Source organism: Pseudomonas sp. G3-39, from assembly GCF_054790485.1.
The window spans coordinates 5,016,119-5,032,390 of sequence record NZ_CP186497.1; the positions used below are offsets into that span (position 1 = coordinate 5,016,119).

Here is a 16,272-nt window from a genome sequence, read left to right on the forward strand (position 1 = left end):
AAATCAGATTCCGAATCCGGCTTGAACCTGTCGACCGCTCGGCGCATCTTTATTCTTCGCACAACAAGAATAAGGAACCGTCATGTTCGATATCAGCACGTTCCCCAAAGCCGATGCCGTCCGCCGGGCTGCGCAGTTGAGTCAGGACGACTACAAGCGCCTGTACCGCGAATCGATTGAACACCCCAGCGCCTTCTGGGCCGAACAGGCCACGCGCTTCCTCGACTGGAGCACACCGTGGCAGACCGTTCAGCGCTACGACCTGAAAACCGGTGAAGCGGCCTGGTTTGCCGGCGGCCAACTGAACGTCAGTTACAACTGCATCGACCGCCACCTCGCCCAGCGCGGCGAGCAGACCGCGATCCTCTGGGAAGGCGACGACCCGGCCGAATCAGCACAGATCACCTACAAAAAACTCCACCATCACGTCTGCCGCCTGGCCAATGTGCTGAAAAGCCGTGGGGTGAAAAAAGGCGATCGGGTGTGCATCTACATGCCGATGATCCCCGAGGCGGCCTACGCCATGCTCGCCTGCGCGCGGATCGGCGCGATTCACTCGGTGGTGTTCGGCGGCTTCTCCCCGGATTCATTGCGTGACCGCATCCTCGACGCCGACTGCCGCACGGTGATCACTGCCGATGAAGGCGTGCGCGGCGGCAAATTCGTGCCGCTCAAGCACAACGTCGACAAGGCCCTGCAAAGTTGCCCGGACGTCAGCACCGTGGTTGTGGTCGAGCGCAGCCAAGGCAAAGTCGATTGGGTCGAAGGCCGTGACCTCTGGTATCACCAGGCCGTGCGTGACGTCAGTGACGATTGCCCGCCAGAGCCGATGGACGCCGAAGATCCGCTGTTCATCCTCTACACCTCCGGCAGCACCGGCAAACCCAAGGGCGTGCTGCACACCACCGGCGGCTACCTGCTGCAGGCGGCGATGACCTTCAAATACGTGCTCGATTACCGCGAGGGCGAAGTGTTCTGGTGCACCGCCGATGTCGGTTGGGTTACCGGCCACAGCTACATCGTCTACGGCCCGCTGGCCAACGGCGCGACCACGCTGATCTTCGAAGGCGTGCCAAGTTATCCGAGCACCTCGCGCTTTTGGCAGGTGATCGACAAACACAAAGTGAACATCTTCTACACCGCACCGACCGCCCTGCGTGCGCTGATGCGCGAAGGTGCCGGGCCGCTGCAGGAAACGTCGCGCCAAAGCCTCAGATTACTCGGCAGTGTCGGTGAGCCAATCAACCCGGAAGCGTGGGAATGGTATTTCAACGTGGTCGGCGAGCAGCGCTGCCCGATTGTCGATACCTGGTGGCAGACCGAAACCGGCGGGATCATGCTCAGCCCGTTGGTCAGTGCGCAACGCATCAAGCCGGGTTGCGCCACGCAGCCGATGTTCGGTGTGCAACCGGTGCTGCTCGATGAACACGGCAAGGAGATCAAAGGCGCCGGCAGCGGCGTGCTGGCGATCAAATCCAGTTGGCCGGCGCAGATCCGCAGCGTCTACGGCGACCCGCAACGGATGGTCGACACCTACTTCAAGCCCTACCCCGGCTACTACTTCACCGGTGACGGCGCACGCCGCGACGAGGACGGCGATTACTGGATCACCGGGCGCATCGACGACGTGATCAACGTCTCCGGCCACCGCATCGGCACCGCCGAAGTGGAAAGCGCGCTGGTGCTGCACGACAGCATTGCCGAGGCCGCCGTGGTCGGTTACCCGCACGACGTCAAAGGCCAGGGCATCTACGCCTTCGTCACGCCCATGAACGGCGTCGAGCCGAGCGATGAGCTGAAGAAACAACTGCTCGCCCACGTCAGCAAGGAGATCGGCAGCTTCGCCAAACCGGACCTGATCCAGTGGGCGCCGGCCTTGCCGAAAACCCGTTCAGGCAAGATCATGCGGCGGATCCTGCGCAAAATCGCCTGCAACGAACTCGACAGCCTCGGCGACACCTCGACCCTGGCCGACCCGAGCGTAGTACAAGGGTTGATCGACAAACGCCTGAATCAGTAACGTCCCCGGCGCGGTCAACCGGCCGCGCCCGTCCACCACCAATGAGTTGTCATGGAATTCATCCGCAGCCGCATCGAAAACCAACTCATGAGCCTGACCGGGCTGTCCCTCGGTCAGCTCGACCTGGAAAACCCCAAGGGCGATCCCGGGCTGTTCGGGCCGAACTCGGTCAGTTGGCAAGTGCATGGCGATTTCAGCAGCATGCTGATCGGCGGCATCAGCGCGTTGTTGCTGCAAGCCCTGCATCCGCTGGCGCTGGCCGGGGTGTGGGATCATTCGAATTTTCGTCAGGACATGCTCGGACGTTTGCGCCGCACCAGTCAGTTTGTCTCCGGCACCACCTTCGGCTCGCGCCGCGACGCCGAATGGCTGATCGACAAAGTGCGCACCATTCACCTGCAAGTGGTCGGTACCGCACCGGATGGCCGGCCGTATGCCGCCAGCGATCCGGACCTGCTGACCTGGGTGCATGTGGCCGAGGTCAGCAACTTCCTCACCGCGCATCTGCGTTACCGCAACCCGCATTTGTCGGCGGCGGATCAGGATCGTTACTACGCGGAAATCGCCGTGGTCGCCGAGCGCCTGGGTGCGCGGGACGTGCCGAAATCGCGGCAGGCCGTGGCCGACTATCTGCAACGCATGCGCCCGCAATTGCTCTGTGATGAACGCAGCCGCGAAGTCCTGCGCCTGCTGCTCGATGCCCCGGCCCCGAGCGTGCTGGCCCGACCGTTTGGCGACTTGATGATGAAGGCCGGCATCGACCTGTTGCCGGAGTGGGCCAGCGCCATGTTCGGCATACGGCAGAACCCGCTGCAACGCCAGCTGATTCGAGCCAGCGTGAAGCGCAGCGCGCCGATGCTGCGCTGGGCGATGCGCAACGGTTCGGTGCAACGGGCCAAACGCCGAATGGGACTGCTGACCTAAAAGCTTCGCGAGCAGGCTCGCTCCCACAGGAGATTTGATTTGCAGCATAGATCCTGTGTGGGAGCGAGCCTGCTCGCGAAGGGCGCAACTCGAGTGCCCGCCAAACTGCTAAACTCCCGCGCCCCCATTCTCACCAGCAAGGCGCACGCATGTCTTCCTTGAATCAGGCGCTGCGCGCCGCCCTCGATAAACGCCAGGACCTGCTCGCTGAGCTGCACAGCCAGGGCACCGATTGCTATCGGCTGTTCCACGGCAGCCAGGAAGGCGCCGGTGGCCTGACCGTCGACCGCTACGGTCCGCAATTGCTGGTGCAAAGTTTTCACCAGACGCTGGAGCGTGACGACCTGCTGCAACTGCACGCCATGGTCAATCAGACCCTGGGCTTTGACACCCTGCTGGTCTACAACGACCGCTCCCGTGGCAACTCGCGGATCGACCGCGAAGACAGCGTCTACAAAGCCGACGCCGCCGCACTGGCGGATCTGGTCGGTCACGAATGGGGCCTGAACTATCGCGTGCGCGGGCGGCATGCCGGGCAGGATCCGCTGCTGTTTCTCGACCTGCGCACCACCCGTGGCTGGGTCAAGGATCACGCCAAGGGCAAAAGCGTGCTCAACCTGTTTGCCTACACCTGTGGCGTCGGCCTGAGTGCCGCTGCCGGTGGCGCGCGCGAGGTGTGTAACCTCGACTTCGCCGAAGGCAATCTGGCGGTCGGCCGGGAAAACGGTCTGCTCAACCCGCAATTGCCCGAGATGCAATTTATCCAGTCCGATTATTTCCCGGCGATCCGTCAGCTCGCCGGCCTGCCGATCAGCCAGCGGCGCGGGCAGAAGCTGCCGAGCTATCAGCGCCTCGACCAGCGCCAATACGATCTGGTGCTGCTCGACCCGCCTGCTTGGGCCAAGAGCGCCTTCGGCACCGTCGACCTGCTGCGCGACTATCAGAGCCTGCTCAAGCCGGCGCTGCTGACCACCGCCGACAACGGCGTGCTGATCTGCTGCAACAACCTGGCAAAAGTCAGCATGGACGACTGGCGCGAACAGGTCCTGCGTTGTGCCGAGAAAGCCGGGCGACCGGTGCGCGAATGGAGCGTGATGACTCCGGGCGCGGATTTCCCGTCGCTGGACCAACAGCCACCGCTGAAAACCCTGATCCTGCAGTTGTAACCCTCCTCTGCGGCTGACAGCTGCCCACTGTGGGAGCGAGCCTGCTCGCGAAAGCGGTGTATCAGCCACCAGACAGGGTGACTGATAGAACGCCTTCGCGAGCAGGCTCGCTCCCACAGGGTTTTGTGTTGCTGCAGAACAATCTGAACAATCCTGCCCCCCACGAGGTACTTCGGAACCAGAATCGCGTGCCATACTCCAAGGCACTCCGATTCAGAGATGACGCCGCACATGCCCAAAGGATTGATTCGCGCGATTGGCGCCTTGTTGACTGCTCTGGCTCTCTACAGCCTGCTGGGGTTTCTGATTTTGCCGGGCATCGCCCTGCGCATCGCCAACCAGCAACTGGCGAACTACGCCACGGTGCCCGCGCATATCCAGCGCATCGAACTCAATCCGTTCAGCCTTGAAGTCACCCTGTGGGGGCTGGTCGTCGGTGAGCCGGGCAAGGAGCAAGTCGGCTTCGAGCGGCTGTACGCCAACCTGCAACTCGACAGCCTGTGGACCAAAGCGCTGCACTTGGCCGATATCGAGCTGGACAAGCCCAAGACCGAAATCCTCTTCGCCAAGGACGGCCAGCTCAATCTGCTGGGCCTGTTCAAGATTCCCGCCAGCGAACCGACCCCGGCCGATCCGAATGCCAAGCCGTTCCCGCTGCGCATCGATCGCATCCAGCTGGCCGGTGGCAATGTACATTTCCAGGACGCCCGTCCGAGTGAACCGATCGAGTTCATCTACGACAAGCTCGACTTCGAGCTGAAAAACCTCAGCACTCTGCCCGACGACAACGCCGACATGACACTGGTCGCCGCCGGCCCGGCCGGTGGGCAGATCGACTGGAAGGGCAACTTCAGCCTGATCCCGTTCACCTCCGAAGGCACACTGAAAGTCACCGACGGCAAGATGAAATCCTTCTGGCCCTATGTGCGTGACGCGGTGCCGCTGGTGCTCGAAGACGGCGTGCTGAATCTCAGCACCGAGTACAAACTGAATCTGTCGAAAGAAACCGAACTACAGCTGAACAACGTCGCGGTGAGCATTGCGCCGTTCGCGATCAAGGCGCCGGACGGACGCCAATTGGCGAAACTTGAACGACTGGACGTCAGCGAAACCTCGCTGGACCTGGCCAAACAGCAAGTGGTAGTCGGCAAGATCCGCAGCAACAAACTGGAAACCTGGGCTGCGCTCGAAGCCGACGGCCAGCTTGACTGGCAGAAACTGTTCGCCAGCCAGCCATCGAAACCTGCCGCCAAGGCCGCCGCCGAACCCAAGACCACTCCGGCCGCCGCCGACTCGCCAAAAGCGCCGGCCGCGCCGAGCAAGCCCTGGCAAGTGCTGCTCAAAGACGTCCAGCTACGCAACTACACCGTGCATCTCGCCGACCGTTCGGCCAACCCGCCGGTGGCGCTGGATGTGACGCCGCTGAACATTGATCTGCAGGATTTCGACAGCCTCAACGGTTCGCCCTTCAAGGTCAGGCTCGACAGCGGCCTGGGCAAGCAAGGCAAGATCAACGCCGACGGCGTGGTCAACCTCGCGCCGGTCACCGCCCAGCTCAATGTGAAAACCCAGGACATCGACCTGCGGGTTGCACAGTCCTACATCAATCCGTTCATTCGCCTTGAGCTGCGCAGCGGCATGCTCGGCAGCGACCTCAAGGTCAACCTCAAGAGCACCGCCCCCCTGGCACTCGGCGTGACCGGGCGCGCGCAGATCGATCAACTGCACACCCTCGACACCCTGAAAACCCGCGACTTCCTCAAGTGGCAGCAAGTGGTGGTTGAAGGCATCAACTATCAACACGGTGACAGCCTGTCGATCGACAAGGTCAACCTGTTCCAGCCCTATGTGCGTTTCATGATCAACGATGACCGCACCACCAACATCGACGACCTGCTGATCCCGCAGCCCGCCGACAATGGTGCGAAAACCGCAGCGGCGAAACCGGCCAGTAAAGACAAACCACTGGGCATTCACATCGGCGCGATTGCGATCAACGACGGCTCGGCCAACTTCGCCGACTTCAGCCTGACGCCGAATTTCGCTACGGCGGTCCAACAGCTCAACGGCCAGATCGGCACCATCGACAGTCGTCAGGCGAAACCGGCCAGCGTCGACATCAAGGGCAAGGTCGACCGCTATGCCCCGGTGACCATCAAAGGCGCGGTCAATCCATTCGACCCGATGGCCAGCCTCGACATCGCCACCAGTTTCAAACGCGTCGAGCTGACTACCCTGACCCCGTATTCCGGCAAGTTCGCCGGTTACCGCATCCGCAAGGGCCGGCTCAACCTCGACCTGCATTACCTGATCACCAAGGGCCAGTTGAAGGCTGAAAACAAAGTGGTGGTCGAGCAACTGCAACTCGGTGAAAAAGTCGACAGCCCGGATGCCGTGAGCCTGCCGCTGAAACTGGCGATTGCCCTGCTCAAGGACGTCGATGGCAAGATTTCCATCGAACTGCCGGTGACCGGCGACCTCAACAACCCGCAGTTCAGCGTGATGCCGATTGTCTGGCAGACCCTGCGCAACCTGATCGTCAAGGCCGCCGCCGCACCGTTCAAGATGATTGGCGGGCTGATCAACGGTGGCGGCTCCGAAGACCTCGGTACCGTGTCCTTTGCTGCGGGCTCAAGCGATTTGAGCAAGGATGCCGAAGCAGCGTTGGATAAACTGTCCCAAGCCCTTAAGGAACGTCCAGCCCTGCGTCTGGAAATCGAAGGCACTGCCGCACAGAGCAGCGACGGCCCGTTGATTGCCGAGCAGCGTCTGGAGCGCGAATACCAGTACAACTACTACAAGATGCTCCAGCGCCGTGGCGACAAGGTGCCGGCCCAGGCTTCCCTGTTGCAAGTGCCGGAGAACGAGAAAGGCCCGCTGCTCGAAGGCATTTACCGTACTCGACTGAAAACCCAGCCACCGGCCGAATGGAAAGATCTGGGCAAGGAAGAACGCACGGCGAAAATGCGTGATGGTGTGATCAAGTTCTGGAGTTCCAGCGATGTACTGCTGCGGCAGTTGGGTCAGGAACGCGCCAGCAGCATCAAGGACTATCTGGTCGACAAAGGTCAACTGGCCGATGATCGGGTGTACTTCATCGATGCCAATCTGGGCGAAGCCGAGAGCGATGGCCGAGTGGTGACGCAAATGCACCTGGACGCCGAATGATGAACCACAAGTGGCTGCTTGCGCTGATGCTGGTGCTCGCCGCCAGCCCGGCTCTGGCCTCTGACACGCTGCGTTGTGGCAGTCAGTTGGTCAGCCTCGGTGACCGCGCCAGCGAAGTACTGCAGAAGTGTGGCGAACCGGTCAGCCGCGATGTCCTCGGCTACAAGCGCAGCGCCAACCGCCGCGAAGAATTTCAGGTCGAGGAATGGACCTACGGCCCGAGCAACGGCATGTATCAATACCTGCGCTTTGAAGGCAATCGCCTGCGGCAGATCAACAGCAAGCGCGGTAATTGAACCAAAACCTATATCCCTGTGGGAGCGGGCTTGCTCGCGAATGCGGTGGGTCAGTTAAAGAATATGCCTGCTGACACACCGCATTCGCGAGCAAGCCCGCTCCCACATTTCGTTTTTTATCACCTGAAAATAGAACAGGCCCCGACACAAGTGCCGGGGCCCGTAATGGTCACATCCGTGTGACCGTTCGCATGAACTCTAAAGTTGCGGCAGACGTATTGCTCGGCCCGTCTGTCGCGTCTTCTCCCGGTCCAGGCGAGAAGTCATGCCTTACTCGGCTTTCAGGCCGTCAGCGGAGACCGCTTTGACGCCTTTGATTTTCTTGGTGATGTTCACAGCGGTGGTTTTCTGAGCTTCGGTGACAGCGACGTCAGAAGACAGGGAAACCACACCCTTGTTGGTTTCGACTTTGATGTCGGTACCAGGAATGCCTTTTTCGGTTACCAGGTCGCTTTTGACTTTGGTAGTGATCCAGGTATCGGAAGTAGCTTCTTTAGCCTTGGTCATTTCACCAGCAGCCAGAGTCATTGGAGCCTGAGTAGCCTGGGTGGATTGTGCGAAAGCACCGGAAGCCATGGTCAGGGTCAGCGCGGTAGCAGCAGCGGCAGTGATAGCGAACTTCTTCATACGAGTAACTCCTGTTTTTCTGGAAAGTCTGCTGGTTGTCTTGTCAGCAGGGTTACTGGGTATATTGCGAAGGCTGTGCCAACTTTTCGAAAGACAATAAATCCTTTTAAATCAATGATTTACGAATTAAGCAAATTTTCGGAATCATGCAATTTGCATGACAAGTGCATTATCGACATGCAAGTTGCGGCTTTTCGGAAAGTTCCTAACACGCTGAAATTCTTGAAGCTTTTTTCCAGCGTCAAAAGACAAAAAAATGCCCCGCAAAGCGGGGCATTTTCCTTCAGACCATCGCATCAAGTGCCGCTGGCGGTGCAGCCTTTTGGCGAATAGTCAGCATTGACTGTTGTGGCGCAGGTCCACACACCAGAGGTGTTGCCTGTTGCGGCACCCGAACGGCTGAGTGTGATGGTTTTGCCCAATACCGGACCCGGTGCGTTCACCAATGTGCAAGTAATCGAGCCGGCACCGGTCGAGGCAGTTCCCGACGCCGCCAGCGTGCAGTTGGAGGTAGTGGCTGAAGCGCCCCCCGCCACCAGTGTCAGCGTAGGGTCAGTACCTTGATTAATGGTGTCCTCGAACGGCACCTTCAGCGCACTGATTTCGGCCAGACCTGCCGTCACTTTCGAACGCGCCTGGTATTTTGAGTATTGCGGCAAGGCGATGGTCGCCAGAATACCGATGATCGCCACCACGATCAGCAGCTCGATCAGAGTGAAACCTTTTTGGTTGTTCATAGACAGGCTCTCCATGCATGAGTCGGAATCTCATGATCTGCAAAGGGCTCAGCATAGGCCGTGCCAACCGCTTGCAGACCCCGCACGCTCGGCATAAAGGTGCCGTGTCGCGCTTTCCTACAACCCGTAACCGCACTATCTGACACTTTTTGTCACCTGTACCGGGCGTGTTTGGCGCTGTCACTTGACTAGGCTATAAGTCATGAACTGTCAGCATCCGGAATCCCCATGAATGACATCGCTCTGAGCGGTCTGGCCAAGCAATTGGTGCAGGCCGAACTGCTTACGGAAAAAAGCGCCCAGCAGGCCTGGCAACAGGCGCAGCGCAATCGGCTGTCGCTGGTCAGCTACCTGGTGCAGAACAAACTGGTGAAGAGCTCACAGGTGGCCGAGATCGCTTCCGAGCATTTCGGTATGGCCTTCATGGACCTCAATTGCCTGGACAAGGAAACCCAGCCCAAAGGCCTGGTCAGTGAAAAACTGGTGCGCCAGCATCACGCCCTGCCCTTGTGGCGCCGTGGCAACAAGCTGTTCGTGGGCATTTCCGACCCGAGCAATCATCAGGCGATCAATGACATTCAGTTCAGCACCGGGCTGAGCACCGAAGCCATTCTGGTGGAGGACGACAAGCTCACCGAGGCCATCGAGAAATTCTTCGACACCCACGCCAGCGGCCTCGAAGAAATGGCCGACGTCGATCTCGACGGCGTGGATGTCGAGTCCGTCGACGACAGCCGCCAGGACGCCATCGGCGGACTCGACGCCGATGACGCGCCGGTCGTGCGTTTCGTGCACAAGATGCTGCTCGACGCGATCAAGAGTGGCTCCTCTGACCTGCACTTCGAACCTTACGAAAAGACCTTCCGGGTGCGGGTGCGCACCGATGGCATCCTGCGCGAGGTGGCCAAACCGCCGATCCAGTTGGCCGGGCGAATCGCCGCACGCCTGAAAGTCATGGCCAGCCTGGATATCTCGGAACGGCGCAAACCCCAGGACGGGCGGATCAAGATGCGCCTTTCGAAGACCAAGTCCATCGACTTCCGGGTCAACACTTTGCCGACCCTATGGGGCGAAAAAGTGGTGATCCGGATCCTCGATCCGTCCAGCGCGCAGATCGGCATCGATGCATTGGGTTACGAACCGGCGCAGAAAGAACTGTACATGGCTGCGCTCAAGCAGCCTCAAGGGATGATTCTGGTAACCGGACCTACCGGGTCGGGGAAAACCGTATCGCTGTACACCGGCCTCAATATCCTCAACACCGTCGACATCAACATTTCCACCGCCGAAGACCCGGTGGAAATCAACATGGAAGGCATCAACCAGGTCAACGTCAATCCGAAACAGGGGCTGGATTTTGCTCAGGCCCTGCGTTCGTTTCTGCGGCAGGATCCGGACGTGATCATGGTCGGGGAAATCCGCGACCTGGAAACCGCCGAAATCGCGATCAAGGCCGCGCAGACCGGCCACCTGGTGCTGTCCACGCTGCACACCAACAGCGCCGCCGAAACCCTGACCCGTCTGCACAACATGGGCATTCCCGGGTTCAACATCGCCACCTCGGTCAGCCTGATCATCGCCCAGCGCCTGGCGCGCAAGCTGTGCAGCCACTGCAAAAAACCGATCGAGATCCCCCGCGAAACACTGATCAAGGAAGGTTTCCCGCCGGAACAGATCGGCAGTTTCACGATCTATGAGCCGGTCGGTTGCGACCTCTGCAACGGCGGCTACAAGGGACGCGTGGGGATTTACGAAGTGGTGAAAAACACTCCTGACCTGCAACGGCTGATCATGGCCGAAGGCAATTCGCTGGAAATCGACAGCCAGATGCGTCGCGACGGCTTCGACGACCTGCGCACCTCGGGCCTGCACAAGGCCATGCAAGGCATCACCAGCCTGGAAGAAATCAACCGGGTCACCAAGGACTGAACATGGCGGTCAAGGCAGCGAAAATCAGCATCTACGCCTGGGAAGGCACGGATCGCAAAGGCAGCAAAGTCACGGGCGAGTTGAGCGGGCAGAACCCCGCGCTGATCAAGGCTCAACTGCGCAAGCAAGGAATCAATCCGGGCAAGGTACGGAAGAAATCCACCTCCCTGCTCAGCCTCGGCAAACGCATCAAGGCCCAGGACATCGCCCTGTTCACCCGGCAGATGGCAACCATGATGAAAGCCGGCGTACCGCTGCTGCAGTCGTTCGACATCATTGGCGAAGGCTTCGACAACCCGGCGATGCGCAAACTGGTAGACGAGGTGAAGCAAGAGGTGGCGGCCGGCAACAGCTTCGCCGCAGCCTTGCGCAAGAAGCCGCAGTATTTCGATGAGCTGTATTGCAACCTGGTGGATGCCGGCGAGCAATCGGGCGCGCTCGATACGTTGCTCGAACGGGTCGCGACCTATAAGGAAAAAAGCGAAGCACTCAAGGCCAAGATCAAGAAAGCCCTGACCTACCCCAGCGCCGTGGTGCTGGTGGCAATGGTCGTCACCGGGATTCTGCTGGTAAAAGTCGTGCCGCAGTTTCAGTCGGTATTTTCCGGCTTCGGCGCCGAATTGCCGGCCTTCACCCTGATGGTGATCAGTCTCTCGGAGTTCATGCAGCAATGGTGGTGGGTAGTGCTTGGTGCTTTGATCGCGGCGGTGTTCGGTATCCGTCATGCGCTGAAGAAATCCCAGGCATTGCGCGACCGCAAAGACACCTGGCTGCTGAAGCTGCCGCTGGTGGGCACGCTGATGTACAAATCGGCGGTGGCGCGATTCGCCCGCACCCTGTCGACCACCTTCGCCGCTGGCGTACCGCTGGTGGAGGCACTGGATTCGGTGGCGGGTGCCACCGGTAACGTGGTGTTCAAACGCGCGGTGCTGCGCATCCGTCAGGACGTCGCCACCGGCATGCAGCTGAATTTCTCGATGCGCAGCACCGGAGTCTTCCCCAACATGGCGGTGCAGATGACCGCCATCGGTGAGGAATCGGGCGCGCTGGATGACATGCTCGACAAGGTCGCCGGTTTTTATGAAGAGGAAGTGGATAACATGGTCGACAACCTCACCAGCCTGATGGAGCCGTTCGTCATGGTGGTGCTCGGGGTCATCGTCGGCGGGCTGGTCGTGGCCATGTACCTGCCGATCTTCCAGCTTGGCTCAGCGATCTGACATGCCTATCGACGAACTCTTCAGTCTGTATCCGCTGGCCTTTGTGTGCACCGCTCTGCTGTTGGGTCTGGTGGTCGGCAGTTTCCTCAACGTACTGGTCTGGCGCCTGCCGAAAATGCTCGAGCGCGATTGGCGCCAGCAGGCGCAGGATGTCCTCGGCCTGCCGAGCGAAACACCACTGCCGACCTACAACCTGATGCTGCCGCACTCCCAGTGCCCACACTGCGGCCACCGGATTCGGGCTTGGGAAAACATTCCGCTGCTCAGTTACCTGGTGCTGCGCGGACGCTGTTCGGCGTGTGCCGCGCCCATCAGCAAACGTTATCCTCTGACCGAACTGGCCTGCGGCCTGCTTTCGGCATTCGTCGCCTGGCATCTGGGGTTCGGCTGGCCGGCTGGTCTGTTGATCGTCCTCACTTGGGGGCTGCTGGCGATGAGCCTGATCGACACCGAACATCAACTGCTGCCCGATGTGCTGGTGTTGCCGTTGTTGTGGCTGGGGCTGATCGTCAACAGTTTCGGGCTGTTCGTCTCGCTGAACGCGGCGTTGTGGGGTGCGGTGGCCGGTTACATGGCGCTGTGGTCAGTGTTCTGGCTGTTCAAGCTGCTGACCGGCAAGGACGGCATCGGCCACGGCGATTTCAAGCTGCTGGCGCTGCTCGGGGCCTGGGGCGGCTGGCAGATTCTGCCGCTGACGATCCTGCTGTCATCGCTGGTGGGGGCGATTGTCGGGGTGGTTCTACTGCGTCTGCGTGAGCAGAAAACCTCGACGCCGATGCCCTTCGGCCCGTATCTGGCAATTGCCGGCTGGATTGCCTTGCTCTGGGGTGGTCAAATAACCGACTTCTATTGGCAGTTTGTCGGTTTGAAATGAATACCCCTGTGGAAAAACCCTGGATTCTTGGCCTGACCGGCGGCATCGGCAGCGGCAAAAGCGCCGCGGCCCAGCACTTCATCGATCTCGGGATCCATGTGGTCGACGCCGACCACGCGGCGCGCTGGGTGGTCGAGCCGGGGCGTCCGGCACTGGCGAAAATTGCCGAACACTTCGGCCCCGGCGTCCTGCAAGCCGATGGCACGCTGGACCGTGCGGCCCTGCGCAAATTGATCTTTGAAGTGCCTGAAGAACGCCGCTGGCTCGAAGCCTTGCTGCATCCATTGATCGCCGAGGAAATCGCTCACCATCTGGCGCTGGCAAAATCGCCTTATGCGATTCTGGTGTCGCCGCTGCTGATCGAATCCGGGCAATACGCGATGACCCAGCGCATCCTGGTGATCGACGCCCCGCAACAACTGCAGATCGAACGCACCTTGCAGCGTGACCAGACCAGCGAACAGCAGGTCCAGGCGATCCTCAAGGCCCAGTCAAGCCGTGAAGACCGCGTGAGCCGTGCCGATGATGTGGTCGTCAACGACCGCGACCTCGCCTGGTTGCACAGCGAAGTCGAGCGCCTGCATCACTTTTACCTGACTTTATCCGGAGGCCAGTCATGAGCCCTACCACCGTCGAATGCCCAACCTGCGGCGCCCCCGTGGAATTTACCCCCGAGAACAAATTCCGCCCGTTCTGCTCCGATCGCTGCAAGCTGATCGACCTCGGCGCCTGGGCGTCCGAAGAGCACAAGATTCCGGTCGCCCCGGATGCCGAAGACGAAATGTTCTCCGGCGATTTCGACCCGCGTCACTGATCGCGATCAGGGCCGCATGAAGCCGTAGTCCTGATCGTCGTCGAGGTTTTCCGCGAGAAAGCGCAACTCGTCGGCCAGGTCTTCGGCGTTGCGCACCGTCTTGCTCTGTTGCACCACCGCGCTGAGCAAGGCGCGCAAACTCAGGCCCGGATCGAAGCCCACCTCCAGCGCCATGTCCAGACTCTGCCGCGTCTCCTGCCTCGCCCACTCGTAAACACTCATGCCGCTGCTCCTGAAGGAATTTGGCCGAGCATGAAATGCCGCGTGGATGACGGATTTGATGTGGATCAAGACTTGGGATCGTCGTCCTTCCACGGCGCCGAAAGGTAGCGGGTGCGGTTGAAGGTTTCCAGCCACTCGGGGCTGAACACCACCAGCGCGCTGATCACCATGCCGTTGATAAAGGCTTCGGGGAAAATCAGCAGCCACAGGTAGCCGATGAAGTCTTCCAGCCATTCCGGCATGGCGAACAGACCGTCGTACCACAGCAGGCCCAGACTCAGCGTCAGACACAGCAATGCGGACAACGCTGCGGCAAAGAACCCGGAACAGAAGATGTACACAAACGGATTACGCGGCTGGGCGCGCTCGACCACCATCGCCACGCACTCGGTGATCAACACCGGCAACAGGATCAGCAACGTACCGTTGACCCCGACCGCCGCCAGATCCTGACGTCCGAGCAACACCAGCCCGAGCTGCGCCACCAGCCCGCCGATGATCGCCAGCGGCCAGTCGAGCAGCAACGTCACGGCGGTCATGCCGATGAAGTGATAAGAAACCCCGGTGTCGAAATCCCTGCGCACCATCCACAGCAGAAACAAGGCGAACACGGTGCCGAACAGCAGATGCTGACGACGACTGTCGCTGAACAACTCGACCCACGGCGCACGACAGATCGCCCACAACAGCACCGGCAGGTAAATCAGCCAGCCGAGTGTCAGGCTCGTCGAGGACAGCAGTTCTGCACCGATCATGAATCCCTTACCTTCTCCATGGGTTTGATTCCTTCATCGGAGTCTACACCGCCCTCTTCCAGGCATCAGCCGATGCAAAGCTTTCTGCTTGTCGCATTTGAACGCTAAGCTTGGCCTATGGATGACTCAGATTACTTACGCCTGCTGACCATCGCGGCCGAGCAAGCCAACGCGTTCCTGTCCAATGCCCGCAAATGGGAGCGTGAGCGTTGGGTCTGCCAGCGCCTGCTGCAAGGCTTGAACATTCCCTACCGTGTCGATGAGTTCGCCCCCGCCGGCGAGCCGCCGGACGTGCTGTTTCGCGATGCCAATTTCGAAGTGTTCTTCGTTCTCGATGAAGGGCGCCGGCTCAACGACGAATGGCGCGATGAACTGCAACGCCGCCGCAGTGCGTTTTCCCTCAGCCAGTTGGTGCGTCGTGAAGCCAAGCCACGGCGGATCCCGGCCAATGAATTCTTACTGCGACTGGCGCCGACCTTGCGCAAAAAAGCGCACAACTACAAGGAACGCGGCATGGACCTGGGCGAACTGGACATCATTGCCTTCGCCAGCCTCAAGCGCGAGGTGCTGGACCTCAACAGCCACTTCCCTCCGCCCACCGAATATCTGCGTCAGGGTTGGCGCTCGCTGTCGCTGGTCGGCCCGACCTTCGCCCGGGTGCTGTTCGCCCATCCCGATGCGCCGGACTTTCTGCGCAGCAACCTCGGTCGCAGTATCGTCTTCGATGTCGGGATCAGCCTGTGACGCCGCTGCAGCAGTTGATTGCCGACGTCCCGCAGACTGGCCGCGTACGCTGGATCGGCGTGCGCCCCGAGTCTCGCGGCCCGATGATCGAGCTCGACGCCGTCGAGGCACGGCTCGAAGCCGGATTGACCGGTGACCACGCCCGCCCCGGCGTGCGCAACGCGCGGCAAGTAACGTTGATTCAGTTCGAACACCTGGCGGTCATCAGCGCGTTGATGGGCCGGCCTGAAGATCAACCCGTGAGGCCTGAAGACCTGCGGCGCAATCTGGTCATCAGCGGCATCAATCTGTTTAGACTGAAGGGTCGGCGCTTTCGCATCGGTCAGGCAATATTCGAGACCACCGGTTGGTGCCAGCCCTGCGCGCGCCTGCAAAACGACCTCGGTCCCGGCACCTTTCAAGCGGTGCGCGGGCATGGCGGAATTACCGCGCGGGTGTTACAAAGCGGGATCATTCGCCTCGACGACGGTGTGTCTGTCGAACCGGTTCCGGACAGCGGCTATGCTGCGTTCAACCCCGGTTGAAAACCGCTGTAGCTTCTGCACATTCAGCAACGTCTACCTGACGAGGCCTTTATGACCAGCCGCCTGAACCCCGAAGACCAAAAGCATGTCGAAGAGTACCTGCAACTGTCCCAACACCGTGTCGAGCGCCGGCCTTTTCGGCCGTGGATGCTCCTGGTGCTGGTGCTGGCAGTGACCATTGGTCTGGGCCTGCTGAGCCGACTTATCAGTTACCTGACGCTATGAGCAGCATTGCGCTCGCGAAGGTGATTG

General features: G+C 60.4%; 17 protein-coding genes. 13 read left to right on the top strand and 4 right to left on the bottom strand.

The features are described 5' to 3' along the window. The first annotated feature begins 82 nt into the window (after nucleotides 1–82). The 5 genes from acs (at nucleotide 83) to ACOYXG_RS22600 (ending at nucleotide 7,574) form a co-directional block, all read left to right on the top strand. Complete coding sequence (gene acs, locus ACOYXG_RS22580; protein WP_460354086.1) at nucleotides 83–2,020, top strand: acetate--CoA ligase; 1,938 nt, start codon at nucleotides 83–85, stop codon at nucleotides 2,018–2,020. Between the two features lie 51 nt (nucleotides 2,021–2,071). Next, entirely contained in the window at nucleotides 2,072–2,944 is an 873-nt protein-coding gene (locus tag ACOYXG_RS22585; protein ID WP_460354088.1) for an oxygenase MpaB family protein, read from the top strand. A gap of 149 nt (nucleotides 2,945–3,093) precedes the next feature. Then, complete coding sequence (locus ACOYXG_RS22590) at nucleotides 3,094–4,110, top strand: class I SAM-dependent rRNA methyltransferase (protein WP_460354091.1); 1,017 nt, start codon at nucleotides 3,094–3,096, stop codon at nucleotides 4,108–4,110. Nucleotides 4,111–4,329: 219 nt separating this feature from the next. Continuing rightward, nucleotides 4,330–7,278, top strand: a complete 2,949-nt coding sequence (locus ACOYXG_RS22595) for a DUF748 domain-containing protein (RefSeq protein WP_460354094.1) — start codon at nucleotides 4,330–4,332, stop codon at nucleotides 7,276–7,278. Beyond that, entirely contained in the window at nucleotides 7,278–7,574 is a 297-nt protein-coding gene (locus ACOYXG_RS22600; protein WP_027614107.1) for a DUF2845 domain-containing protein, read from the top strand. The genes ACOYXG_RS22595 and ACOYXG_RS22600 overlap by 1 nt, the downstream gene beginning before the upstream one ends. A 270-nt stretch (nucleotides 7,575–7,844) precedes the next feature. Here the strand turns inward: ACOYXG_RS22600 and ACOYXG_RS22605 are convergent, their stop codons facing one another. Both ACOYXG_RS22605 and ACOYXG_RS22610 read right to left on the bottom strand, forming a co-directional pair. After that, the gene (locus ACOYXG_RS22605; protein WP_007963876.1) at nucleotides 7,845–8,201 is read right to left on the bottom strand and encodes a BON domain-containing protein; all 357 of its coding nucleotides are present in this window, start codon (nucleotides 8,199–8,201) and stop codon (nucleotides 7,845–7,847) included. Nucleotides 8,202–8,497: 296 nt separating this feature from the next. Beyond that, the gene (locus ACOYXG_RS22610; RefSeq protein WP_027614108.1) at nucleotides 8,498–8,938 is read right to left on the bottom strand and encodes a pilin; all 441 of its coding nucleotides are present in this window, start codon (nucleotides 8,936–8,938) and stop codon (nucleotides 8,498–8,500) included. A gap of 228 nt (nucleotides 8,939–9,166) precedes the next feature. Here ACOYXG_RS22610 and pilB point away from each other — a divergent pair, with 228 nt between their 5' ends. Genes pilB through yacG form a run of 5 tightly spaced genes read left to right on the top strand, consistent with a single transcriptional unit; the run spans nucleotide 9,167 to nucleotide 13,775 of the window. Next, on the top strand, nucleotides 9,167–10,867 hold the full coding sequence (pilB, locus tag ACOYXG_RS22615) for a type IV-A pilus assembly ATPase PilB (RefSeq protein ID WP_097089222.1): 1,701 nt from the start codon (nucleotides 9,167–9,169) through the stop codon (nucleotides 10,865–10,867). Nucleotides 10,868–10,869: 2 nt separating this feature from the next. After that, on the top strand, nucleotides 10,870–12,087 hold the full coding sequence (locus tag ACOYXG_RS22620) for a type II secretion system F family protein (protein WP_095140062.1): 1,218 nt from the start codon (nucleotides 10,870–10,872) through the stop codon (nucleotides 12,085–12,087). Nucleotide 12,088: 1 nt separating this feature from the next. After that, nucleotides 12,089–12,961 (top strand): prepilin peptidase, encoded by an 873-nt coding sequence (locus ACOYXG_RS22625; RefSeq protein ID WP_027614111.1) that lies wholly within the window; start codon nucleotides 12,089–12,091, stop codon nucleotides 12,959–12,961. Continuing rightward, complete coding sequence (gene coaE, locus ACOYXG_RS22630) at nucleotides 12,958–13,581, top strand: dephospho-CoA kinase (protein ID WP_086792846.1); 624 nt, start codon at nucleotides 12,958–12,960, stop codon at nucleotides 13,579–13,581. Before ACOYXG_RS22625 ends, coaE begins: the two co-directional genes overlap by 4 nt. Beyond that, nucleotides 13,578–13,775, top strand: a complete 198-nt coding sequence (gene yacG, locus ACOYXG_RS22635) for a DNA gyrase inhibitor YacG (RefSeq protein ID WP_003228296.1) — start codon at nucleotides 13,578–13,580, stop codon at nucleotides 13,773–13,775. The genes coaE and yacG overlap by 4 nt, the downstream gene beginning before the upstream one ends. A gap of 6 nt (nucleotides 13,776–13,781) precedes the next feature. Here yacG and ACOYXG_RS22640 read toward each other — a convergent pair whose 3' ends face one another. After that, nucleotides 13,782–13,997: a hypothetical protein gene (locus tag ACOYXG_RS22640; protein ID WP_003228298.1), complete on the bottom strand. Its 216-nt coding sequence runs from the start codon at nucleotides 13,995–13,997 to the stop codon at nucleotides 13,782–13,784. A gap of 65 nt (nucleotides 13,998–14,062) precedes the next feature. After that, complete coding sequence (locus ACOYXG_RS22645; protein WP_183786030.1) at nucleotides 14,063–14,752, bottom strand: energy-coupling factor ABC transporter permease; 690 nt, start codon at nucleotides 14,750–14,752, stop codon at nucleotides 14,063–14,065. A 117-nt stretch (nucleotides 14,753–14,869) separates the two neighbouring features. Between ACOYXG_RS22645 and ACOYXG_RS22650 the strand changes: the two genes are divergently transcribed. Genes ACOYXG_RS22650 through ACOYXG_RS22660 form a run of 3 tightly spaced genes read left to right on the top strand, consistent with a single transcriptional unit; the run spans nucleotide 14,870 to nucleotide 16,245 of the window. Next, entirely contained in the window at nucleotides 14,870–15,496 is a 627-nt protein-coding gene (locus tag ACOYXG_RS22650; RefSeq protein ID WP_025108806.1) for a DUF1780 domain-containing protein, read from the top strand. Beyond that, the gene (locus tag ACOYXG_RS22655) at nucleotides 15,493–16,020 is read left to right on the top strand and encodes an MOSC domain-containing protein (RefSeq protein WP_460354102.1); all 528 of its coding nucleotides are present in this window, start codon (nucleotides 15,493–15,495) and stop codon (nucleotides 16,018–16,020) included. Before ACOYXG_RS22650 ends, ACOYXG_RS22655 begins: the two co-directional genes overlap by 4 nt. 51 nt (nucleotides 16,021–16,071) lie before the next feature. Next, nucleotides 16,072–16,245, top strand: coding sequence for a DUF3094 family protein (locus tag ACOYXG_RS22660; RefSeq protein ID WP_003228304.1), 174 nt, complete (start codon nucleotides 16,072–16,074; stop codon nucleotides 16,243–16,245). Nucleotides 16,246–16,272 lie beyond the last annotated feature (27 nt).